Annotated in this window: 31 protein-coding genes and 1 tRNA gene; 30 read left to right on the forward strand and 2 right to left on the reverse strand. The window is 60.8% G+C overall.

The features are described 5' to 3' along the window. From IVB12_RS15415 to IVB12_RS15425, 3 genes are all read left to right on the forward strand, one after another. Positions 1–314 (forward strand): hypothetical protein (locus tag IVB12_RS15415; RefSeq protein ID WP_247300241.1); only part of this gene is annotated, 314 nt, incomplete at its 5' end. A 45-nt stretch (positions 315–359) separates the two neighbouring features. Beyond that, positions 360–950: a hypothetical protein gene (locus IVB12_RS15420; protein WP_247300243.1), complete on the forward strand. Its 591-nt coding sequence runs from the start codon at positions 360–362 to the stop codon at positions 948–950. Between the two features lie 40 nt (positions 951–990). Then, the gene (locus IVB12_RS15425; protein WP_247300245.1) at positions 991–2994 is read left to right on the forward strand and encodes a hypothetical protein; all 2004 of its coding nucleotides are present in this window, start codon (positions 991–993) and stop codon (positions 2992–2994) included. Between the two features lie 331 nt (positions 2995–3325). Here the strand turns inward: IVB12_RS15425 and IVB12_RS15430 are convergent, their stop codons facing one another. Next, a complete protein-coding gene (locus IVB12_RS15430; RefSeq protein ID WP_247300247.1) occupies positions 3326–4561 on the reverse strand; it encodes a hypothetical protein in 1236 nt (411 codons plus the stop codon). 77 nt (positions 4562–4638) lie between these two features. Here IVB12_RS15430 and IVB12_RS15435 point away from each other — a divergent pair, with 77 nt between their 5' ends. From IVB12_RS15435 to IVB12_RS15565, 27 genes are all read left to right on the forward strand, one after another. Further along, complete coding sequence (locus IVB12_RS15435) at positions 4639–5454, forward strand: N-acetylmuramoyl-L-alanine amidase (protein WP_247300249.1); 816 nt, start codon at positions 4639–4641, stop codon at positions 5452–5454. A 48-nt stretch (positions 5455–5502) separates the two neighbouring features. After that, positions 5503–5673 (forward strand): hypothetical protein, encoded by a 171-nt coding sequence (locus IVB12_RS15440; RefSeq protein ID WP_247300250.1) that lies wholly within the window; start codon positions 5503–5505, stop codon positions 5671–5673. Then, positions 5673–5894 carry a hypothetical protein gene (locus IVB12_RS15445; protein WP_247300252.1) on the forward strand — a complete coding sequence of 74 codons (222 nt, stop codon included), beginning with the start codon at positions 5673–5675 and terminating at the stop codon, positions 5892–5894. The genes IVB12_RS15440 and IVB12_RS15445 overlap by 1 nt, the downstream gene beginning before the upstream one ends. Continuing rightward, positions 5833–6066 carry a hypothetical protein gene (locus IVB12_RS15450; protein ID WP_247300254.1) on the forward strand — a complete coding sequence of 78 codons (234 nt, stop codon included), beginning with the start codon at positions 5833–5835 and terminating at the stop codon, positions 6064–6066. Before IVB12_RS15445 ends, IVB12_RS15450 begins: the two co-directional genes overlap by 62 nt. Positions 6067–6100: 34 nt before the next feature. Continuing rightward, positions 6101–6412: a hypothetical protein gene (locus tag IVB12_RS15455; RefSeq protein WP_247300256.1), complete on the forward strand. Its 312-nt coding sequence runs from the start codon at positions 6101–6103 to the stop codon at positions 6410–6412. Positions 6413–6430: 18 nt separating this feature from the next. Continuing rightward, a complete protein-coding gene (locus IVB12_RS15460) occupies positions 6431–6778 on the forward strand; it encodes a septal ring lytic transglycosylase RlpA family protein (protein ID WP_247300257.1) in 348 nt (115 codons plus the stop codon). Further along, on the forward strand, positions 6775–7002 hold the full coding sequence (locus IVB12_RS15465) for a hypothetical protein (RefSeq protein WP_247300259.1): 228 nt from the start codon (positions 6775–6777) through the stop codon (positions 7000–7002). The genes IVB12_RS15460 and IVB12_RS15465 overlap by 4 nt, the downstream gene beginning before the upstream one ends. A 55-nt stretch (positions 7003–7057) precedes the next feature. Beyond that, the gene (locus tag IVB12_RS15470; RefSeq protein ID WP_247300261.1) at positions 7058–7309 is read left to right on the forward strand and encodes a hypothetical protein; all 252 of its coding nucleotides are present in this window, start codon (positions 7058–7060) and stop codon (positions 7307–7309) included. 275 nt (positions 7310–7584) lie between these two features. Then, positions 7585–8271: a hypothetical protein gene (locus IVB12_RS15475; protein WP_247300263.1), complete on the forward strand. Its 687-nt coding sequence runs from the start codon at positions 7585–7587 to the stop codon at positions 8269–8271. Positions 8272–8401: 130 nt separating this feature from the next. Further along, on the forward strand, positions 8402–8764 hold the full coding sequence (locus IVB12_RS15480; RefSeq protein WP_247300265.1) for a hypothetical protein: 363 nt from the start codon (positions 8402–8404) through the stop codon (positions 8762–8764). Positions 8765–8770: 6 nt separating this feature from the next. Further along, on the forward strand, positions 8771–11077 hold the full coding sequence (locus IVB12_RS15485; RefSeq protein WP_247300267.1) for a hypothetical protein: 2307 nt from the start codon (positions 8771–8773) through the stop codon (positions 11075–11077). A gap of 63 nt (positions 11078–11140) precedes the next feature. After that, complete coding sequence (locus IVB12_RS15490) at positions 11141–11644, forward strand: hypothetical protein (RefSeq protein ID WP_247300269.1); 504 nt, start codon at positions 11141–11143, stop codon at positions 11642–11644. A gap of 7 nt (positions 11645–11651) precedes the next feature. Further along, on the forward strand, positions 11652–12401 hold the full coding sequence (locus IVB12_RS15495) for a PhoH family protein (protein ID WP_247300271.1): 750 nt from the start codon (positions 11652–11654) through the stop codon (positions 12399–12401). Then, complete coding sequence (locus IVB12_RS15500; RefSeq protein ID WP_247300273.1) at positions 12398–13075, forward strand: GIY-YIG nuclease family protein; 678 nt, start codon at positions 12398–12400, stop codon at positions 13073–13075. The genes IVB12_RS15495 and IVB12_RS15500 overlap by 4 nt, the downstream gene beginning before the upstream one ends. Before the next feature lie 100 nt (positions 13076–13175). Continuing rightward, a complete protein-coding gene (locus tag IVB12_RS15505) occupies positions 13176–13994 on the forward strand; it encodes a hypothetical protein (RefSeq protein ID WP_247300275.1) in 819 nt (272 codons plus the stop codon). Positions 13995–14018: 24 nt separating this feature from the next. Then, positions 14019–14300: a hypothetical protein gene (locus IVB12_RS15510; protein WP_247300277.1), complete on the forward strand. Its 282-nt coding sequence runs from the start codon at positions 14019–14021 to the stop codon at positions 14298–14300. Continuing rightward, positions 14300–15655 carry a DnaB-like helicase C-terminal domain-containing protein gene (locus IVB12_RS15515; protein ID WP_247300279.1) on the forward strand — a complete coding sequence of 452 codons (1356 nt, stop codon included), beginning with the start codon at positions 14300–14302 and terminating at the stop codon, positions 15653–15655. Before IVB12_RS15510 ends, IVB12_RS15515 begins: the two co-directional genes overlap by 1 nt. Continuing rightward, on the forward strand, positions 15655–15813 hold the full coding sequence (locus IVB12_RS15520; RefSeq protein ID WP_247300281.1) for a hypothetical protein: 159 nt from the start codon (positions 15655–15657) through the stop codon (positions 15811–15813). Before IVB12_RS15515 ends, IVB12_RS15520 begins: the two co-directional genes overlap by 1 nt. A gap of 104 nt (positions 15814–15917) precedes the next feature. Then, a complete protein-coding gene (locus tag IVB12_RS15525; protein ID WP_247300282.1) occupies positions 15918–16922 on the forward strand; it encodes a hypothetical protein in 1005 nt (334 codons plus the stop codon). Between the two features lie 97 nt (positions 16923–17019). Beyond that, on the forward strand, positions 17020–17535 hold the full coding sequence (locus IVB12_RS15530; protein WP_247300284.1) for a hypothetical protein: 516 nt from the start codon (positions 17020–17022) through the stop codon (positions 17533–17535). Next, positions 17532–17696, forward strand: a complete 165-nt coding sequence (locus IVB12_RS15535; protein ID WP_247300286.1) for a hypothetical protein — start codon at positions 17532–17534, stop codon at positions 17694–17696. Before IVB12_RS15530 ends, IVB12_RS15535 begins: the two co-directional genes overlap by 4 nt. 4 nt (positions 17697–17700) lie before the next feature. Continuing rightward, the gene (locus IVB12_RS15540; protein WP_247300287.1) at positions 17701–18249 is read left to right on the forward strand and encodes a hypothetical protein; all 549 of its coding nucleotides are present in this window, start codon (positions 17701–17703) and stop codon (positions 18247–18249) included. Further along, on the forward strand, positions 18242–18502 hold the full coding sequence (locus IVB12_RS15545) for a hypothetical protein (RefSeq protein WP_247300289.1): 261 nt from the start codon (positions 18242–18244) through the stop codon (positions 18500–18502). Before IVB12_RS15540 ends, IVB12_RS15545 begins: the two co-directional genes overlap by 8 nt. A gap of 1 nt (position 18503) precedes the next feature. Next, positions 18504–19619 carry a hypothetical protein gene (locus IVB12_RS15550; protein ID WP_247300291.1) on the forward strand — a complete coding sequence of 372 codons (1116 nt, stop codon included), beginning with the start codon at positions 18504–18506 and terminating at the stop codon, positions 19617–19619. After that, a complete protein-coding gene (locus tag IVB12_RS15555) occupies positions 19619–19918 on the forward strand; it encodes a hypothetical protein (RefSeq protein ID WP_247300292.1) in 300 nt (99 codons plus the stop codon). The genes IVB12_RS15550 and IVB12_RS15555 overlap by 1 nt, the downstream gene beginning before the upstream one ends. A gap of 121 nt (positions 19919–20039) precedes the next feature. Continuing rightward, the gene (locus IVB12_RS15560; RefSeq protein ID WP_247300294.1) at positions 20040–20252 is read left to right on the forward strand and encodes a hypothetical protein; all 213 of its coding nucleotides are present in this window, start codon (positions 20040–20042) and stop codon (positions 20250–20252) included. Between the two features lie 217 nt (positions 20253–20469). Then, positions 20470–20544: transfer RNA gene (locus IVB12_RS15565), tRNA-Asn, on the forward strand. Positions 20545–20666: 122 nt separating this feature from the next. On the opposite strand, the gene repC is transcribed toward IVB12_RS15565, so the two are convergent. After that, positions 20667–21839, reverse strand: coding sequence for a plasmid replication protein RepC (gene repC / locus IVB12_RS15570; protein ID WP_247300296.1), 1173 nt, complete (start codon positions 21837–21839; stop codon positions 20667–20669). Positions 21840–21946: the final 107 nt, after the last annotated feature.

Here is a 21946-nt window from a genome sequence, read left to right on the forward strand (position 1 = left end):
GTTTGGCGCGGGCGGCGGCGGTGGAGGCGGCGGCGGCGGCAAGAATTCAGGTGCCGGAGGCTTGGGTGGAAACGGATCAGTACCAGGATTTTCTGGTGCGTCAGGCACCGAGTTTTCAGGTGGCGCTGGCGGCGCTGGCGGATCGTACCCGCCATACTCCGGCGGCGTCGGTGGTGGCGCTGGCGGGCCAGGCACGGCAGGTAGTCCAGGCACCAACGGTCAAGGTGTTGGTATTAATCCCGGTGGAACGGGTGGTGCTGGGGGCGCCGCAGGCGCGGCGATTGATGGCATCAGCTTCATCACTACGACCGTGAGCGGCGGCACCATTCTCGGCGCGACGATCAACTAGGGAATATCATATGACGATGGCGCGCTATGATCAGACCGTGCAAGACACGGCTGGCAATGTGATCGCTGGCGCTACTGTCGAGGTGCGGTCCGAGATACCTGGCCAGCCGCTTGCGGCGCTCTACACCGATCGGGATGGGACTATCTCGGCAGGGAATCCGCTGACGACAGACTCAAATGGGGAGTTCGGCTTTTACTGCCCAGGTGGGTTCTACAAGATCGTAGTGACTTCTGGCGTTCTCACCAAGACGCGGCGATATGTCGGCATTGGCTTGGCGCAGGGAACGGATACCGGGCCCGTCGGCGGCGTGCAACGCAAGGTCACGGCAGCAGGCGACGTCACGATTACCAACGACGATGCGGACGTGATCGTCATTGCGAAGACAGTGGGGGCGGCTACGGCAGTCCTTCTACCGGATCCTTCAACGGCCACGAAGCCATTCCGCATCGTCGACGGCAAGTATGACGCTGCCACCAACAACATCACCGTTACCTCGGCCGGCACCGCCAAGAAGATCATGGGCGGCGCGGCCTACATCATCGATTCCAACGGCGCATCTATCACGCTGACCCCGCTCGCCGACGGCACCGGCTGGGTCTAAGGCGCACTCTCCGCTCCTAAACACTACTGGATCTGAACAAATGAAGCTTCGCGGCATCATCGCGCTGGCGTTCGCGCTGGCGTGCACTCCGGCGCTCGCCCAAATCAGCCCCGGCACGTCTCCGCAGTCGGTCGCAAAAGGCGGCACCGGCCGGTCCAGCTTCACGTCGAACCTTCCGGTCATTGGCAATGGAACGGGCGCACTGGCGCTCGGAACGCGTAGCGGCAACACGACGCAATTCATCACGGGGACCTCTCCCCAGTCCGCGTCGAGCTGCATCAGCTTCGACGCCAGCGGCAATCTGACCACCGTCGCTGCTGCGTGCCAGTCAGGCACGTTCACACCAACCAATGCGTCTCCGTCAACTCAGACGATCCAGGCTCAGCTTCAGAAAATTCCGGTCTCATGCGAGGACTATTCTGGGGGCTGCACTGCTGCGAACATCGCTCAGGCGATGTCTGACGCCGCCGCCAATGGCCGGTGCTTTCAATTCAACGGGAACTATACGATCGCCGCGAGTGTCGCGCTGGCCGCGCCGGCTGGCATCCTCTGCATCACAGGGCGCGGCGGGTTGGTCGGTAGCTCTGGCATGAACGGGCCCTTGCTGGACATTAAAAACTCAAATAACGGCGTCTACATAGACCGCGGCCTGTCTTTCGATTGCGCCAGCGTTCTATCTATCCCCGCCGCAATCAAGGTGTGGACGGATGGCGCAGGTGGAACGCAAAACACCAATATTAATGGGCCAGTCATCGTCAGGTGCCGCCGCGGCATTCAGTTCGGCGATCCCGCCTATACCGACTTCATTGTTGACGGCAACTACATGCAGGGCGGCGGCTACACGTTCAACGTGGCGCAGCCTGTCGCGATGTACAGCTCCCAGAGTGGGCTCTTCGTCGACAACTTCATGAACCATGCCGACAATTCTAATTTGAGTTCGACGTTCACGGGTACGTGCTCGGGCACGACGCTGACTGCCGCCAGCGTGATCGGCTATCTCGCCAAAGATGATGTTCTGACTGGAACGGGAATCACAACGACTGGTACTTACATCACAGTGCAGTTAACCGGCGCGCCGGGCGGGGCGGGCACTTACACGGTTTCATCGAGTTGCACTTCGTCTTCCGCGGCTCTCACGGCTAAGCCTGCCTCAATAAACTACCTTGTGGTGGGTGGCGCTTTGCATGTGAGAAACGGCAACGTTCAAAACACGGTTGTTGGCGGGAAAATGTTTGTGGTCAGGCCGGTGAACTCGGCCACGTTCGGCTTTCCCTACGGCCGGCCCAGCATAATGGGCTCAACGATTGAGGGCGCAGACATCATCTTCACCTCCGATCCTGACGGGGTTGGGACTCCTGGCTCTGGCGCATTCTATATGAACGGGGTGCAGGGCGACTTTTCGCAGAACACAAACTGCTACATCACAACGGATTCGGCATTCACGGGAACAATTTCTGCGCTTGGTGGCCGGCTATTCTCGACCACGCCGCGCTCCGTTGGCAATATCTGCCCCGGAAATTCCGCGGTAAAGGTCAACATCGATCCCGAAACGTTCGGATCGAATATGGTCCAGGGATTTGCCGGAATTACTGGTGGGGTGAAGAGCATCATTCCCTATGCCAGCCCATCGACAACGCTGCAAACGTCGATCGGTGCACCAACTGGCACTGCATCGGCAACCGGCGTCATGATGGGTATGGGTAGCACCTGCAAAATTACGCCAGCCTCTACTGGCCGCGTTCAAGTATGGTTTGTTGGGAGTCAAGCGGACAGCGCAGCATCGTGGACCCATACCGTAAACGTGCGCTATGGCACGGGCACAGCTCCTGCCAATGCCGCAGCAATTACCGGAACCGCCGTTCTGGGAAACAGCAACTCCAACACGGTTATATCATCGAGTGGCGTGGTGACGTCGTTCAATATCGGCGGGATAGCCAGCGGCCTTTCTATTGGGACACCGTATTGGTTTGATATGAACCTTGCGACAGGATCAGGCGGCACCGGCAGTCTTAGCAACATGAACTGCTCGATTGTTGAGTTCTAGCATGAGTGTTTAGTTACCAGTGCCACGGCGTTGGGTGAGCGCGAACTAACGCTTAATCCCGCATGCAGCGTTAAAGGCGTATTGGGCTTTCAAGGTTCTCTGCTGTGCGTCTCTTAGGCTGAACATTTGCTGGACGCATTGATCTGCGCTTGGCTGTACATTAACGCAGGCCAAGTATGCGGCGATGTATACCTGTAGTTCATCGACGTTTCGATTGAGGTCGGAAGCCGACCCGGTGCAAGGATCGGATTCAGTCGCCGACGCGTTGCCGGCGATCACATGGATGATCAGCAGCGTTGCTGCTAGTGATTTGCGAAGCATAAGGAGGCCCCTAGGTGAGTTTGGCGGTGGTCTGCTTGTCTCTGACAAGAAGTGCAAATAGAAGCAGAAAACCAAGACCAGCGCTGAAATAGACGGGCGGCAGGGCCGAAAAGCAAGCAATCCAAACGGGTAACACGCTGGCCGCGATCAGCGGTGGATAACCTGATGTCGCGATCAATTTGATCGTTAGTGCAAATAGTGCCGAGTAGAGTATCACCCCCAAAGGCCCCCAATTCAGCCAAGCGTCAGCGAAGAACACCGCGTTGGATGTGTTGCCGCTGGCATCACCCCATTCGAAGTCAGCGACCTTGGTTTCCAGAGAGAGGCGTTCTTTCCCGAGCATGAAGGCAATCGGCCTGATCGATGTGCCGAGCACATAGGAGCCATTCAGTCGTTCCTTTTGATACTGAAACCAGTCGATCGCGGTGACATATGGGATCCACACGATGCGGTTGGCGACCAGAAGGGCAGGGCTCTTTTTCTCTCCGAACACGTTGTGAGAGATCGGAACATCGCCCGGCATCTCTACTTGCTTGGCTGCTACAGGCTCGTTTCGTGATTTCTTTTCCCATGCGCCAATAAGGCCGCTGGCTAGAACATACATCACGGCAAGGCTTGCCACGAAAGCCAGCATAGCGGCACCAGCCGCGCGGTAACGACCCTGCATCAGGAACAGCGCTATCAGGGGCGCAGCGACACAAAGAAACGCTGCCTTGGACAGCGTAAGGAACACGCCAGCCGTAAAGATGCCGAGCGCAACCCATCGCCACGGCGCTCGCGTCCAAAAAGCATAGGTTGTCGCAAACGGTAAAAGCCCCTGAGAGAAAATTGCGAATGCATAGTTGAGAACCTGTCCTGCGCCGGTCCTGGTCCTCAGGAAGTCATTTCGATGACCCGCCAAGTCCGAGGCCGAGGCTCCTTTGACGGCTTCGATCAGTGGGACTGCGTTGGTCGTGAGGCTCGCAACCAGCATCACGGCCCCAAAGGCCGCAATGAGCAGAAGGCATAGCCGTTCCAGGCGGTGCGGCTCAGGTCGGCCTAGGGAAAATGCCTCGGCCCAATCGACCGGGATAAAGCGATAAGCGAGAATGTAGCTGGCAATGCTCAGGATGAGCGCCGCGCAGAACTTCAGGACTATGTCTGTTGGATAGAAGAGAAAGCCTAAGGCGTTCTGGAACGTATAATATCCCGCTAAGACAACGAGCGGCAGCAGGAACAGCCAGTTCCTTTTAACGAACTCGATCAATGAGAGATTCCCCAAGCACAATTGGTCGGGAATCTAGCATCACAACCCGTAATCGCACAACCCTCCGGAGATTGCCAATGGCGTGGCGACCGATTGTCGGCCGCGGGTTCACCGCGGCTGAATTCAAGAATTATGTGGCCGGCTTGCAATTGTCCGGCTGGCGCCCGTCATTTGTGGTGGTGCACAACACCAGCGCGCCGTCCGCCGCGCTCTATCGGCAGTGGCAGGCTCGGCCTGGATGGACCGGCGAGCAGTGGCTCCGAAACCTGGAGAGCTATTACAAGGGCATGGGCTGGCAGGCGGGCCCGCACCTGTTCGTGGCCTCGGACAAGATCTGGGCGTTCTCGCCGCTGACGATGCCGGGCACACACTCGCCGGCCTGGAATTCGCGCACGTGGGGCGTCGAGACCATCGGGGAGTTCGAAAGCGAGCCGTTCTCCGGTGGCGTGCGGGACAACCTGATTTCCGTGCTCGCGACCCTGCACAGCTTCGCCGGCCTCAACCCCTCCGACTATTCCAAGGGCGTCCGCGGGCTGCACTTCCACAAGGAAGATCCCGTAACCACGCACAAGACATGCCCTGGCCGCAACATGGTCAAGGCAGACCTCGTGGCGGCCGTAGAGGTGGCCATGCAAGCGGATAACGGCGGTGGGCATGCGCACGTCCCGGAGGCCTCCCAGAGCGCGCCCACGGCCGCCCTGCCGCAGGTGAACCTCACTTCCGTGTCGTGGCTCCAGCAGCGCCTGAACGCCTACGGAGCCGCTCTGGCCGTCGATGGCGACCTCGGGCCCAAGACGCGCGCAGCGGTGGCCGCTTTCCAGACCGCGCATGGGCTGGTGGTCGACGGCATCGCCGGCCCGGTTACCCGGCTGGCCCTTTCCAAAGAACCCTGAGATCCGCCGCGCGACGGCATCGCGCAATCACACATTGGAGAACTGAAAATGACTGGTGAACAGGTCTGGGGCGTTGTGCGCACCATCCTCGCTGCTGTGGGCGGCTACTTCGTGACCAAGGGCATGGTCGACGGCGCATTCGTCGACGCCGTCCTTGGCGGCGCCGGCACGATCTTTGTGGCCGTCTGGTCGATCGTCTCGAAGAAAAAGACCGCCTGATGGTGACCGCGCTTGCAGTGTTGCAGGCGATCGCCGCGCTCGCCGGTCTTCTGCGCCAACTCCTCAACATGAGGGAAAGCGCAGACGACCGGCAGGCGGGGCGGGACGAGGTCGCTGCAAAGACCAATGCAGAAACAGTGGAGACGAAAGATGCGATGGATGATGTTGCTCGTCCTTCCGATGACGCTGTTGCTGACAGCCTGCGACGGAACGAATTCTGAGGTCGTGGTTAGGGTCGTCTGCCCGACCATCAATCAGTACGACGCCAAGACGCAAGAGCGCGCCTTGGCTGAATATAACGCCCTTCCGGCCGGATCTGCGCTGCGGCTGTTTATTGGCGACTACAAGCGGTTGCGCGATCAAATCAGAATTTGCCGCGCGCGCTCGAAATAGCACGCGGGCCCTTCGGCGGAAGGATGACGTGGAAATGGATGCTGGTAGCTGGGCAATTCTAATTGCGGCAGGCGCACTGATGCTCAACTTCGTCGACAAGATATGGGGTGGAGGGTGGAAACTCTCCAATCGCATCACGAGGCTGGAATCAGGCGTCGACGGCATTCAGTCTGAGATCAAGAAACTCGTCGAGGCCATCGGCAAGATTGCCGATATGCGAGGCGATATCAGGGTCTTGGACACGCGCGTCTTGGCTACCGAGCAGGACATCCGCGAATTGCGTCACGGCGAAGGCTTTGTCCGCAATCGGACCCTGACTGATCCCGGCATTAACCGGGAATATTGAAAGAGAAAAAAGCATCACATGACCTACCGCCTTGTTCTGGCGGCGCTGGCGCTCGCCTGTGTCGTTACTCCGTCTCGCGCCGAAACCTGCATCGCCTCTCAGTACGGCGTCGGTGACGGCTACCACGGCAAGCGCGCCGCGAACGGCTCGATCTTCAACACCTATGCGACGAGCCCTTACACCGTGGCGCACAAGACGCACCAGTTCGGAACGGTGCTCACCATCACAAATCTCGCCAACGGCCGTTCGATCCGCGCGGTGGTGACCGACCGCGGCCCCTTCATCAAAGGACGCTGTGTCGACCTAGGACGGGCAGGGGCGAACGCGATCGGGATGGGCGGCACGGCTCGGGTATCGGTCCAATGAACGGCGAGGCGGCTCAGTTCCTGACCAGCGTGGCGGCCTTCCGCGGCGAACTCCAGAAGATGCTGCTCGCGCTCGGGATCGTGCTGCTGATCCTCATCTCTATTTGGGCAATCGAGGAGTGGCGCATGCGCAAGGTTGGCCAGGCGATGGGCTGGGTCGGGATTTCATGTCTTGCGGTGTTCGGTCTCGGCGCCGCGGCGCTCATCACAGTGGGGCTCCTATGAGCATTCACATTCGCTGCTTCATGCCTGGCAGCATGATCTAACAGGAGGGACTGACATGGCTGATCGTTTCGAAGGTACTGCAACCGGTTTGGATTCGCCGGGCCGCAAAATTGCGCAAGTCACGAGCGGCGTGGATCTCGCTGCTGGTCCGTGTCGCGCCTTGCTCGTCGGCACGGCCGGGACGGCAACCGTGGTCGACATCGAGGGCAACACGTCGACGAATATCCCGCTCCAGCAGGGTTACAACCCGATCCGCGTTACGAAGGTTACCTTCGGCACCGCTGCCGACATTTGGGCGATCTACTGATGAGCCCGCCAATTGGACTTGGCCTGGGGGTGGGGTTAACCACTTCCCTTGGGTCAGCGCCTAACCCACTCCTGTATGACGAATTTGCTGGGTCTTTCGCAGCGCTTGGGGGCCGGATTCCGCTACTCGGTCCGGCGTGGTCAGTATCGGGAACGGCAGCCAGCGGCGTAAACGCTGGCGGCGGCCAGATGTATAATTCCGGCAATGTGGCCGGAAACTATTACGCAACATCCGCCCTTGGGTCTTTGCCGAAGGAGATTGGATGCCGTTTTTCAATGACCGATATTTTCGTCGCGATGAACCTCGGCGGGTCATTTTCGTCTGGAAAACTTCTGGCGGTGCAGGTCGCTCCGAGCGGAGTGCCGGAGGCATCGTTTACTCAGATCAATTACACGACCGTCGTAGGCGATACTGACCTTGCTGGGGCGGCGACGAGTTTTGCCGCAGCTATCTCGGCCAATGCCGTAATGTCAGCGGCGGGTATCGTCGCCACGGCAGTTGGGACGCAGATTCAACTTCGCGCGACCAACTCCCCGCGCCTGAAGACAGTCTTCGCGACCTCTCCGATCACCGCCTCATATATCGATTCATTTTGTCCGACCCTCGCGTCCTTTGTTACGGGCAACAATTTTCTAAATGGAATGGTTCATTTCCGCCTGGATAGTTCTGGCAAACCGGATTGGACCGTCTACAACGGAGGAGCACTCGCGCTATCGAGCCTTTCCGTCACATTCAAGGGGATGCAGATCAACACGGACTACATCTATAGATGCGTGATTGACGGCCAGAACGTCTCTGGCGGCGTGTGGGATACTGCTGGGAATGTGATTTCGACGGCCTCTGGCTCCGACAGCAGGATAGCAACTTGGGCTGGCGCATCCTGTTTCTTTGAGGGCGGTGGTGCTGACCTGTTGCGATACAAGCATGCTTGGGCAACTCTGCGCGCAAATCAAAAGAGTTAGTCCACTCCCTTCAAGGGCCCGGATCGGTAGTGGCTCAGGGACAGCGGTGAACCGTCAGTCACGCGAAAGTTCCGGCCGTTAATTCAGTCAGTTCTGACTTATACTAAGTTCAGAATTTTAGGAGTTATCCATGACCGACATCAGCAAAGCCGACACTGGCCGCCCGACCTCCGGCCCGAACGCCGTCTCGAGCCAGGCGAGCGGCGTCTTCGCCGCTTTGGCTGCTAACGGCAGCACCGCCGCGGTGCGCTGGTTCGGCGGCGCGGGCTCCTTCATGGTCTGGGGCACCTTCGGCGGCGGCACGGCGAAGCTTCAGATGTCGCCGGACGCTGGCGTCACCTGGATCGATGTCGATCGCGCCGGCGACACCTATGTCACCTTCACTCAGAACGGCGAAGGTGGGTTTGATCTCGGCCCTTGTCTCCTTCGGGTGACGCTCTCCGGCGCCACCGCGCCCACGGTCAATGCCCGCGTCACCACCCCGCGCCGGTAATCCGTCATGGGTAGCTTTAACGTCGCCTTCGCGGCTGCTCGTAGCCAGGCGTTTGCGCCTGGCGCCCGTCGCGGCAAAGGCAAGAACAAGGTAGGCGGCTACGCCATCGGCGACCAGGGCGCCTCCGGCTCGGTCTATGAGGGCTTCACGTTGTCCTGGGCGGACGACTTCACCGCCCTCGACATCGTCGGCCCGACGACGCCCAAGGCCAAGTATTTTCCGACCAAGAGCTACGGCTCCGGCATCCGCGGCAATCAGACCTCCAGCGGCACCGCGCAGGAGACCGACCCGCTCTGGACCGGCCACAACGACGTGAACCGCGGCGTCGCTGCCGGCATCAGCAATATGTCCGTGCAGAACTCCGTGCTGCACCTGGGCGCCCGCAATGCGACCCCGGCTGAGCAGGCGCTCTTTACTCCAGGTGTAAGCGGCGGCGTTCGCCCGCAGGTTTCGGCGATGATTCACACCGCCGGCGCGGTGGGTTTCTATCCGTCGACGAACGCGGTTGTCGTCGAGTGGCGCGCTGCGTTCACGGGCCCCAACCCCGCAGGCTGGCATCCGACGCTCTGGATTTTTTCCACCATGCTCCGTGCCGCCAACGGCACCGAGATTGACTTCGAAGGCTCGTCGACCGGCCTCTACACCGAGATCATCGACCACACCAACGGCACGATCACCCCGCAGAACAGCAACGGCCCCTCCAGCTACTTCGATGGGGTCATGCGGACCTATACCATCGTGATCCAGAACGCTGCCTCTGGTGGCACGGGTCCGGTGAAGTTCTACGTCGATGGTGTGCTGAAGCAGTCCTACGCTCACGACGGCAACGCCCATGGCATGCCGCACACAGCTCTGCTTACCTCGCACATCCTGAACGCCAACTACAATGGCGACACCTACAGCTCGGCGGCGTGGGCCGCCTCTACGACCCCCTCGGAGATGCTCGTCGACTACATGCGCGTCTGGCGCAAAACGGGCGTTACGCACTGGAAGCCGCTCGTCTCCGTCCCCGATCTCAACGTCGCCTATAACGGCTCAGGCTCGATCACCTTGCCCTCAGCAGCCACGCTCTGGGGCGATGCCTCTGTGCTCGAGGAAGTCCAGGTTGTTCCCTATGACGCGGCCGAGCCCGGCATGGGCACGCAGTCTTACTACACCACCAATCTTCCGCCCAACGTCACCTATGATGCGCCTTCGCGCACGCTGACCGCCAACTTCGCGTCGGACACGACTGGCGCCGGCCGGCTGCATGTCGTCGTCTACGGCTACAAGGCCGATGGCTCGACGATGGAGCCGCTGCGCTTTGCAATCAATCGCGGCCCGAACATCACGGCCACTTCGCTGCAACCCGTGCCGGCCGCCGGCGGCGGCTCGTCCTGCGACGTCTATTTCACGGCGGACGTCGGCACGATCTTCCCGAAGTCTTTCAGCTTCACCGGGCTCCCGGCGGGCTGGAGCTTCAATCCGGCCACGGCAACTCTCTCGGCCTCGACCGGCGCATCGGGCGGCACCGTGACAATGACGGTTACGAACGGCGTCGGACAGACGGCCAGCAAATCGATCGATATCTGGTCCCCGGCTGTGTTCGGATCGAACCTTGTGTTCGCCTGGGATACGACCTCGACGGCGTCGATGCACGACGACGGCAGCGGCAAGGTCGACTACCTGGCCGACATCTACACCAGCACCAAGCGCATCGCTCAGTCCACAACGACAGCGCGGCCTCTGGCTGCAACCAATGGCGGCCCTGGCGCCAACAAGCGCTTCATTTCGTTCATCTCGAACGGCCTTTCGCTGCGCTCGGACGACGCGGCGGCCGGCAGTGCGGGTGCTATCACTAGTTTCGCCGATACCGCGGACGTCCGCACCGGCAACCGCTACATCTGCTGGGCCTCCAAGGAGACCTCTACGGGCGTGGTCAACCGCGTGCTCGGCTGGTTCAACACGGCCGGCTCGCAGTTCCTGGGCTTCCGCCACACCACCACTGGCCGCGGCGCAGCTATTCAGGCCAATGGTGGCTCGCAGCAGACCACCGATCAGGCGACCAATGATACCAACTGGCATGTCTGGGAGGTTATCTGGAATGGCGCGTCGCTGGTCGTGAAGATGGACGGCACGCAAATCGGCGCTGTTACCATTACTCAGACCGGCGGCATCGCGGCCAACCTGTTCATTCTCGGCGGCTCGCAGGCCGGCGGCGCCTTCATTGGCGGCATCGGTCCCGGTCTGTTTACATCGACTGTTCCGTCGGCCAGCGACCAGACCTATGCCCGGAAATGGGTCGCCACCAAGATGGGCATCACCGTTTCTTAAGTTCCGTCTTGTGTGGTAAGTCAGCGCTGACTTATACTGCCTTGACTGATCAAGGAGGCCAAGTTGACGACCATTGCGTTCAAGGACGGAATTATGGCCTCCGACTCCTGCATCTCGGGCAGCGGCTTCTTCGCCGCCTCGGTTCCGAAGGTGCTGCGCACCTCCGCCGGCGCCCTGATCGGCTGGTCGGGCGAGGCCGACAATCGCGCCGTGCTCGCGCTTCTCGACAAAGTCAAAAATCCCAAGAGCCTGCCTACGAAGCAGGAGATCGCGGCGTGTCAGACCGAATTCGACCTCCTGATCGCCTTCGGTCCGAACCAGGTCTACAACGTCACCTGCGACGAAGATAACGGGCGCTATACCGGCTACGTCACTCTCGCCAATCTCGGCTTTGCGGCCACGGGCTCCGGCTGGGCCCTGGCAACCGGCGCCATGCTCGCCGGCAAATCCGCGCGCGACGCGGTCATGATCGCCTGCAAGGTCGATCGATTTTCCAAGCTTCCGGTTCACGCGCTCTCGTTTGAACCGAAGATCCCCACCAAGAAGCCCAAGCCAAAGCCGAAGTGAGTTTGAAATGTCGCGCGCCGCAGCCCGTCACCAACGTCGTCAGGAAAAGAAGAAGGACCACGGCCCGCTACTGAGACTTGTCGAGGAAGAGATCACCAGGGCGCCCGTGCGCGCCTCCCGCGCTCCGCTCAAGCCGCTGACAGAAGCCCAGCGCCTCTACGGCGCCGCCATCCGCGCCTCGCGCGTGACGTTCGGCATCGGCCCGGCCGGAACGGGCAAGACCTGGTTCGCCGCGGCACTCGCGGCAGAGGCGCTGCTCGCCGGCGAGATCGAGCGAATCATCATCACCCGGCCGGCCCAGGAGGCCGCGGACGAGAAGATGGGCTTCCTGCCTGGCGAGCTCGACGAGAAGATCGAGCCCTATTTCCGGCCCGTCAGGGACGCGCTGGAGGAGCGACTGGGTTCGGGGCAGCTCGAATACCTGATCAAGTCCAAAACGATCGAGGTGCGCCCGCTCGCGTTCCTGCGGGGCGCTACGTTCAAACGGGCGATGATCATTGCCGACGAGATGCAAAATTCGACCGTGACAGGCATGAAGATGCTACTCACGCGAATGGGTGAGGGGTCAACGATGGTTGTCAATGGCGATCCGGATCAATGCGATCTGCCAGATCCTGCGAAATCCGGCCTGCTCGACGCTATAGATCGTCTTAAGCACGTCCAATGCGTGAGTGCGATCCATTTCGGAGTAGAGGATATTGTGCGTGACAGCGTGGTCCAAGAGATCGTCGAAGCCTACATGCGGAAGCGGCCATGACGCAGGGAGTCTACGGAATTCGCTGTCTGGCTAATGGCCGGATCTACGTCGGAAGCGCAAGAAAAATTAAGGATCGATGGCGCCATCATTGCTGGGCTCTCCAGCGACAGAGACATGGTAATCGGCATCTTCAGGCGGCGTGGCTGAAATACGAGGAGTCCTCTTTCGAGTTCATCGTGCTCGAGGAGGTTTCAGACGTTGAGCAGCTGGTTGTTCGGGAACAGGCCTGGCTCGACCAATTTCCGAATAAGTTCAATATTCGCATCCGCGCCGAGAGCAATCGCGGCTTCAGACATTCCCTGGAGTGGCGTCGTCGGGCAAAAGGTCGCAAACATTCACTAGAAACTCGCCTTCGGCTCAGCGAACTCAAAACAGGCCTCAGTCTGAGCGAGGAAACCAAAGGTAAAATTCGGCAGGCGAAGATCGGCACCAAGATGTCCGAGGCCGCTCGCGGCAAGATGAGCGATAGCAGATTCGGCAAGCTGTGCCCTTGGGCCAAAGAGCAACAAGTGGCCCTGACTGCCCGCAAAATGAAACGTTACCTGATCCGGTCGCCGGACGGCGAGCAGTTCGAGATCGTCAATATGCGGCAATTTTGTCGCGAGAGCGGGTTGTGCCAGTCCGGACTGACTGCGGTCGCGCGCGGCAAACGGAGTTCCTACAAGGCTGGGTAGCAAAGGCATACGAATGCGAGAGCAACCCTGAAAGCGAGCGCTATAGAGAGCAAGACAGCGAGACTGATCGAGAAGGTCTCGCGCGAACTCTGAGAGCGTAATGACCGAAGCATTGTTTGGATTGGATACTGGGCAGGATGACGCTGCCCGGATTATGAACCGCTGGATCAAGAACGAGTGGCAGGCCGTCGAGGCCGCCCTCTACCGCGGCAAGTGGTTTGATTACCGCTTCATGAACCCCGTCCAGGCGACCTACCTTTACGCCCACGAGTTCGTCAAAGCCTACAAGCTGGCGTTCTCCGTCAACATCGACTCTGAGCAGGCGCGCTTTGTAAAGCCGCTCGACGTCGAGCGGATGTTCGTGGAGCCCGAGCCGAAGCAGGACGAGCCCGAAAAGGCGTTCCGAAAACGGGCAGCATCCCACAAGATGCGGACGGTAGGGATCTGGCGCGGTCGGATGGTCGCCGATGCAATGGGCATTCCCTACAGCGTCTACCTCGAGCTCGCCTTCCACTGGACGCTGCGCTTCTGGCAACAGCGCCACCTGCCGCGGCCGCAGCAACTTTATTCCGATCTGGTGGTCGACCGCGCAACAATCGGTTGGGAGGAGCGGCAGAGCGCCGAGTTATTCTATTCGACGCTCCCGCAATACAAGAACGGCCTCTACCAGGAGGCCATGTCGATGATGACCGGCGACGACAGCCTCGAGGGCTCTGTTCTGCACGCGCAGAACCAGCACCACGAATGGCTCTTTGCCCAGTGCGAGAACCGCGTCAATGGTCACGAGCTCCTGGCTCAGCTGGTCTTCCACGACCAGGTGCTTCCGCTCGAGAAGGTCAAGGCTCGCCTCGAGGATCACCGGTTCGAGCATTTCCTGTCGTTCGCCAACAGCGAACCGATCATTCAGCGCTATAGCTGACACAACAACGAAAGAGAGACGATCATGGTTTCGACGACCTCGCCCTTCCGCGCGCCCCGCCCACCCTTTAAGCGCGAGAACGCCAGCGATCGCAAGCAATTCAAGCCGAAGCCCTGGAGCCATCAGGGCGACCTGACCGCGGCCAAGGGCAAGACGATCGACATCTTCTTTGGGCCTAGCGACGGTATTCGCGGCGTGCTGCTGGAGGCAGACCAGTTCTCGCTCAAGCTGGAAATTTCGGACGGAACAAATAAGTCAGTCCTGACTTACTTCAAACACAGCATTCGCTCATTCCGGGTGGTTTGATGTCTGACGTCGAGGAGAAAGAGCCGGAGGCCGCCGAAGAGGCGACCTTCGAGTTCGACGAGAAGTTCCAGACCAAGATTGCGGCGCTCGCGCTCCGCGATCCCGTCTTCGTGCAGCGCACCGAGGGCCTGATCGAGCCAACTTATTTCGAGAACGAGATCGACGCGGTCCTGGTCAAGGTCACCCAGGACCACTTCCGGACCTATAAGCAGGCACCGGATCCCGCAACTCTGGTGCGGGTGATCAAGCAGGCCAAGGACGACAAGAAGATCGCGAAGGATATGTGGCCGGACATCAAGCCGCGCCTCGCAACCCTTCTGGGCACCTCGCTATCCAACCGGGATTACGCCATCGACCAGGTCGCCGACTTCGCCAAACACAAGGCGATGGAGGGCGCGATCATGTCCTCGGTCGGCTACCTGGCCAAGGGCGACTACGCCAAGATCGAGCAGCTGGTCCGCGCCGCGGTCAACGTCGGCTCGATCGAGGGCAGCGGGGAATACGACTACTTCGCCGAGATCGAGGCCCGCACCAAGCACCGCAACGCCCTGGCGACCGGCCTGATCAAGCCCGACGGCATCACCACCGGCCTACCCGAGATCGACAAGCATCTCTATCACGGCGGCTGGGGCCGCAAAGAGCTCTCGGCGATCATGGGTCGCGCGAAGTTCGGCAAGTCGATGGCGCTCGGCGACTTCGGCAAGGGCGCTGCGATGGCCGGCTACAAGGTGTTCATCGCCACATGCGAAGTCTCCTGCCGCATCTACGCCGACCGTATGGACGCCAACTTCGCCGACACCGCGATGCAGGCACTCACCGGCTCCGCGTTCGCCGTCGAGGCCAAGATCAAGGCGGCCGAGGCGCGTGCCAAAGCTGCCGGCGGCGTCATCAAGATGGAGGAATACTCCTCCGGCCGGCTCAAGCCCAGCCAGCTCCGTCGGCGCCTGGAGTGGTATCGCGACAAGGGCATCATCTTCGACCTGATCATCGTCGACTATGCCGACATCATGTGTCCGGAACGGCTGACTGGCGAGATCCGCGAGGATAGCCGGTCGATCTGGATCGACCTGCGCGACATCGCCTTCGAGCAGAATGCGGCCGTGCTGACGGCCACCCAAACCAATCGCGAGGGCGCCAAGGCCACCGTCGCCAAGGGCACTGACGTCGCCGAGGACTACAACAAGACCCGTATCGCCGACCTGCTGCTGTCGGGCAATGCAACGGACCCCGAAATCTCGGCCGGCGAGTGCCGGCTGCATTTTGCGGCCAGCCGCAACCAGAAGGAAGTCACGCTCCGCCTCCAGCAGAAGCGCGAGCAGATGAAATTCGCAACCAAGGTGCTGGGCATCCTATGATGAAGTGGGAATATCGGATCATTGAAATCGGCGGCCGGCCGGATGACAAGCGCGCCCTTGATCTGCTCGGCCAGGAGGGCTGGGAGCTCACTGCGATCGGCGGCACTTACGGGCATTTCGCCTATCTCAAGCGTCCGCTGAAGGACTCCCGGCAGTGATGCACGCTCGCGTTGATAAAGAGGAGCTCGTAGAGACCCTCGACCTCGAGTATTGGCTCGATCGAGAGAGTATTGCTTTTAAGACCGCCAGAGGCTCAAGCGGGATGCAACATAATATTCGCGAGTGTCCGCATTGCGGCGATTCGCGCTGGCGCGTCTATCTCAACGCCGAGAGCGGCATCGGCAACTGCTTCGTCTGCAACGAGGGCTTCAACAAGCTCAAGTTCATCCATCTCTACCTCGGCCACGATCCGGAGGACCGCAAGTCCTGGCGCGCCACCTTCGAGCACGCGACGGAGTGCATCAAGGAGCAGGGCTGGCGCCCCAAGCAGACCGTCCAGGTCGCCGTGGCCTATGAAAAGGCCAAGTTCCCGAATTCGTTCGAACTGCCGACACCCGAGGGCTGCAACCTCAAATATCTCGAGGACCGCGGCATCAATGGCGAGCTCGCCAAGTATTTCCATCTGCGCTTCTGCGAGAAGGGCTGGTGGACCTACACCAAGGAAGACGGCACGCCTGGCTACCAGAAGTTCGACGGCCGTGTGATCATCCCGGTCTACGACCTCGATGGCGAGTTCGTCACGTTCCAGGGCCGCGACATCACCGGCACGGCGGGCGATCGCAAATATCTTTTCCCGAAAGGGCTTCCAGGAACGGGCCGATATTTGCTCAACGGGCAATCGGTGCAAAGGGCCAAGCGCGTCGCCATGGGCGAGGGCGGCTTCGACGTCTTCGCCATGAAGAAGGCGTTCGACGAGGAGGTCGCGCTCCGCGACGTGGTGCCCGTTGGCTCGTTCGGCAAGCACCTGTCCTTCGGCCATACAGATGGCGACGACCAGCTGTCCCGGTTTCGGACCCTCAAGGGCCAAGGGCTCGAGGAGGTGACGATCATGTGGGACGGCGAGCACAAGGCGCTGCTCGCCGCCTGCGAAGCGGCCAAGCTGCTGATCCGGATCGGGCTGAAGGCCTACATCGCCCTGTTGCCGGCCGATCGCGACCCGAACGAGGTCACGGGCGACGTCGTGCGGCGCGCCTTCTGGGAGCGGGTTCCCTACAGCCAGGCGCAGCACATCAAATGGATGCTGAAAAACCCGTTCAAAGCTGCCTGATCGTTTCAGTCAGTTTTGACTTACAAACCTGAACGAACACGCTATATGTAATTGAGAGCAGCGCAAGAGCGCACACAACAGCAGAGGGTTCGAAGTCATGTTCCCCATGACGATCGTCAAGAAGTCTGGGCGCGCCCCGTCGACGTCGGGCGGCAAAGACTATCACCTGATCATGATCAAGACCGCGGACGGCCGCGCGCTCTACATCAACCGCTGGGCCAAGGCTCATCAGTGGGGCAACGGCTGGATCTGTGAATATTACCCCGATTATCTCGATGCCAAGCGCGAATGGGATAAGAAGCACCGCGAGAAGATCGAGCGCGAATACCGCGACGTCTTTATCGATAAGGATCACATCGTCTACGACGAGGCCGAGCTCCGTAAGGCGCTGGGGCCGCAGCTAATCAGAGCGATCGGCGGCCCGAAATGGGCACAGCTGATCCCGACTGCCGATGTCAGCGGCATGAAGGACGGGCAGCACGAAGCAGAGTGGGACGAGCGCGCCGGCCGCTACAAGGAGCGCCCGCGCAAGCTCCTCGCCGACGTGCCTGAACCGGTCGAGGCGATCGAAGACCGTATTGCAGCCAATCCACAATGGGGGACCTGGGGATGACTTTTGATCGCGCGCAAGAGGAGTTTAGAGCAAAGCCGTCGGCTCGCACCTCGGCGGTCTATCGCGACACTGCGCTCGACTACTGGACCGACGAAATGATCGGCGACGAGACCCTGCTCGCCGCTCTCCGAGAGATCCGCGACACGACCCTGGAGCACTGAGCCGATGATTAATAAGACCCTTCAGCACGACAACCAGCTCGTCATCAACTGCCCGGTGTTTCCGACCAAGAGTCGGATCGCCGCCTGCTTCATTCTGCGCGATCTCGTCTGGCGCGGCGATGGGCCGGCCGACAAGCGTCAGGGGTGCCAGGCTGCCATGCATTGCGGCAAGTGCCCGATCAATCTCCTGATCAAGCGAATGGTGCAGACCGGCGAGGACACTTATCACTCGACCGTGCCGGGTGAGACCCGCGACTTCGACACCAAGCTGCTGGACGCGACCGGGAAGATCCTGATCTCGGACAAACAGATGCAGCGGCACTCGCTGTCGTCGGCCGAGGAGAAATACCTCCTCGAGCACAACGAGAACGCCAAGAACTACGTCAACAAGACCGTCAAGCAGTCGCGGCGCATCAGCGCCAAGCCAGCGATGGAGCTCGAGAACGTCGAGAAGCCCGCAGCGCCGGCCAAGACCGACGCATCCGCACTCGTGAGTGCCGCCCAGACCGGCGACATGAGCGCCGCGATCAATGCGGAGATGTCCAATGGGTGAGTATTCGCCCGACTTCATCCGCGGACTCAATGCCGGCCGCAAAGAGGGCCTGCGCGAGCTGCGCAAGGAGCTCGCCGGCATCATCATCGAGGAGCACTTCGCGCTCGTAGGTCGCAGCGGCTCGGTCTTCCTTTACCAGGCTCTGGACGACGATTTCTCGGTCAATTCCGTCGAGATCAACGTCGCAGGGTTCGAGGCAACCGGCAAGAAGCCGCCCAAGCGCATCACCGTCACAATCAAGAAGGAGAAGTGAGTTGATTTCGGAACCGATCTACAAGCGCGACACCGCGGGCAAGATCCGCACCTGGCAATACGAGGTCGACGGCGACAAGTATCGCACCATCGCCGGCATTCAGGGCGGCTCGCTCGTCACGTCGGGCTGGACCACCTGCTATGCCAAGAACGCCGGCAAGGCCAACTACACCACTGCATTCGAGCAGGCGCAGAACGAGGCGGCGGCCGAAGAGGGTAAGAAGCTCAAGCGCGAATATCGTATGACCATCGCCGAGCTCGACAGCGTGCCGGTTGGCCCGATGCTCGCCGCCGATTACGGCAAGCTGAAGAAGCCGCTGACCTTCCCGGTCTACAGTCAGCCGAAGCTCGACGGCATCCGGGCGATCATCAACCGGCACGGCGCGTTCTCGCGCGAGCTCCAGCCGCACTACAATTGCGATCACGTCCTCGAGGCGCTGGCGCCGGTGTTCGCGAAGTATCCGGACATCAGCTTCGATGGTGAATTCTACAACCACGACCTCAAGGACGACTTCAACAAGATCGTCTCGGTGGTCCGTAAGCAGAAGCCGACGGCCGACCAGAAGGTCGAGGCCGCGAAGCTGATCCAGTATCACGTCTACGATCTGCCGAGCGACAAATCGTTCGGTCAGCGCGCAGTCGAGATGCTGCGGGTTTTGTCCGAGACTGGCGCGCTCAACAGCGGCGTAATTGTGTTGGTGCCGACCGAGACGATCGCTGATCAGGCGACACTCGATCAGATGAACGGCATTTACACTCAGGACGGCTACGAAGGCCAGATGGTGCGCCTGGACGCGCCCTACGACTTCGACACCCGCTCCAAGAGCCTGCTCAAGCGCAAGGAGTTCATCACCGAGGAATTCCCGATCAAGCGGATCGAGGAGGGCAACGGGAACTGGGCCGGCTACGCCAAGCGTATCGTCCTGGACATCCCGGATGCACCCGAGGGCGAGGTCGGCGCCGGCATGCGCGGCACCCAGGACTTCGCCAAAGAGCTGCTGGCGAACGCCGCGCGCTACAAGTTCGCCACGATTCGGCACTTCGGCCGCACGCCCGACAATTCGCTTCGCTTCCCGGTCGCGATCGACTTCCAGGGCGCCGAGGGGAGGGTGGACTGATGGGCCTGCAGGACGAGATCAACAAGGCTTGGGACGAGGGCGTCCGGGAGGGTGTCGCCCGGACCGAAGCGCAGATGGGCCAGGCTATTCGCCTGCTCAGCGCGAAGATTGTGGAGCTGGAGGTGCAGAATACGGCGCTCCAGGCTCACAACACGGAGCTCCTGCTCCGTGCGCGAAAGGCCGAGGGCCGCTTGAGAGCGATTGTGGCCCGAATCCAGGGCGAATGGGACAATCTGGACCTGGTCGAATACGGTCCTTTGGGGCAGACGACTGAGGACGTTTTGAGAATTGCGCAATAAGTCAGTATTGACTTATCCAATCCGCGCAATTATGTTACCCCGGCGACTGGGTTAAGTCGTGTTTCTCCTCTGTTGTGCTCGGGGCGGGCTTTCGGGTCCGCCCCTTTTTCCCGAGGAAATGATGGGACAGGATCTGAGGCTCTACAAACCGTTCATCGGCCGGCAGCTCATCGACTGCGTGGACACGATCAAGCTGGTCGCACGCATCCATCACCTGTCGGTCAACGTTCTCGACCCCGCCAACGGCATCTCCAGCAATATCGACGTGAACCCGAACCGGCTTAACGTCTGGCTCGATGACGGCTCGCACGTCAAGAAATTCACGGTCGGCTGATGACCGAGATCCTCATCTACATGCTGATCGCGTCCGGCGGCACGTTTCTAGGCCTGGCACTGGGCATCTATCTGCTCTACCTCGCCTCGAAACACGTCGGGCCAATGTTCTAAGCGGCGCGCTGGAAGCAGCAACGGTGGTGCGGTTGGAGTTGATCGCCCTTCTGAGCCATTCGCCAAGTGATCGGTTCGATCCCGGTCCGCCGCCCCACCGATGTTCGAGGGTAGCCAAGTGGTAAGGCAGGTGACTGTTACTCACCCCACCGCAGGTTCGAATCCTGCCCCTCGAGCCAACCTCCTGAAAACCCTTAACACACGTCGAAAAACCTTCTCTTAGTTTGGGTTCCCATGAAATACGCCCTCGGCGGCATCGCCTTCATCGCTGCGCTCGTCATCCTCAACAACACCGGCCTGCTCAGAACGGCGGCGGACTGGTATTTTTCCGAACCAAAGCCAATAGCTCGGCCCGAAGATTCATTCGGCCATCCTTGATCATCCGCACCACGGATCGCAGATAGCCGCCCGGATTGTGGATGCGCTGCGCCTGGCCGCGCGCGGCGTCGTTCTCATAGAGCTGGAGCACCAGGCAGACCGCGGCCGCGGCCGACACCGGCCCGAGGGCTTCCACCGCTTCGCTCCACACGGTCGCGTGTGCGCCCAGCGTCGAGCGCAGGACGCGGCCGGCGGCGACCAGGTCGACCTCATCCTTCGGTTGCTCGACGTATTCCAAAAGAGAAGGACATGCTTCGACGACCAGCGCCACGGGGAGGGCGCTCGTTGGTGGAGAAGGATCTTCCACGACCTCAGCTCCTCGCGGAGCCTCTTGCTCCAATCTCTGGATTTTAGATTCGGAGGGTTTTGATTCAATGAGACGGCCGTTCTTGCCGCCAGAGGCGGCTAGATAGAACGTTTCCTCGAGCTCCTGGCGCAAAGCGCGCCACTCGACCAGCACCGGCTCCACCGCCTCCGCAGCCGCCGCAGCCGCCGTCCTGGAGCGTCTCGGCGTGCGGCCGACCAGCTGCTCGAACCGCGTAAGAAATCTGCCACCAATTTCTTTCAGCGCCGCGATCGTCTCCTGCGCGGCCCGCCGGCAGATAGTGATCTCGTCAAACATGCGCTCCCGCCGCTCGATCTCCGCAGTCTGCTCGGCGATCAGCTCCACGAACTCGGCACGCCGGTTGTAGAGTGGGGTCAGGTCGAAGCCATAGGCGTCCAGCAGGTCGCCGGCCTTGTTGCGGATGGCGAAGCGCTTGCCGTTGGCCGAATCCTTGACGGAGACCAGGCACAGCTCCACGAGACGGCCGATCCCATAGCGGACGGCCCGCTCGGACAGGCCAGTGCGGGCGACCAGGTAGTCGTTCGAGGGGTAGACGAGGATCTTGTCCTTCACCATCACCTCGCCCCAGACGCCCACGAGCTCACCCAGCAGATTGCGCAGGGAAGGGGACAGCCGCAGCCCCTTCATGGCGTTGCGCGCGGCCGTGTTGAGCTCCCGACGGCTTACGGCACGATCCGGCTCTACGGTATGCCTGCGTCCCTCCAGGGCAGCCGCGGTCGCCCTCCGCCATCCTGACGATGCCGGTTGCATGTCTTTTCCCCAAATTTGGGCAAGCGGGAGCGATCACCCGATTCGGGGTGTTCTTGACACCGAATCAAACAGTTGGCATAAGGGGAGCGTGCTGTTGCTAACCCGGT

The organism is Bradyrhizobium sp. 179 (assembly GCF_023073535.1).
Taxonomy (GTDB): domain Bacteria; phylum Pseudomonadota; class Alphaproteobacteria; order Rhizobiales; family Xanthobacteraceae; genus Bradyrhizobium.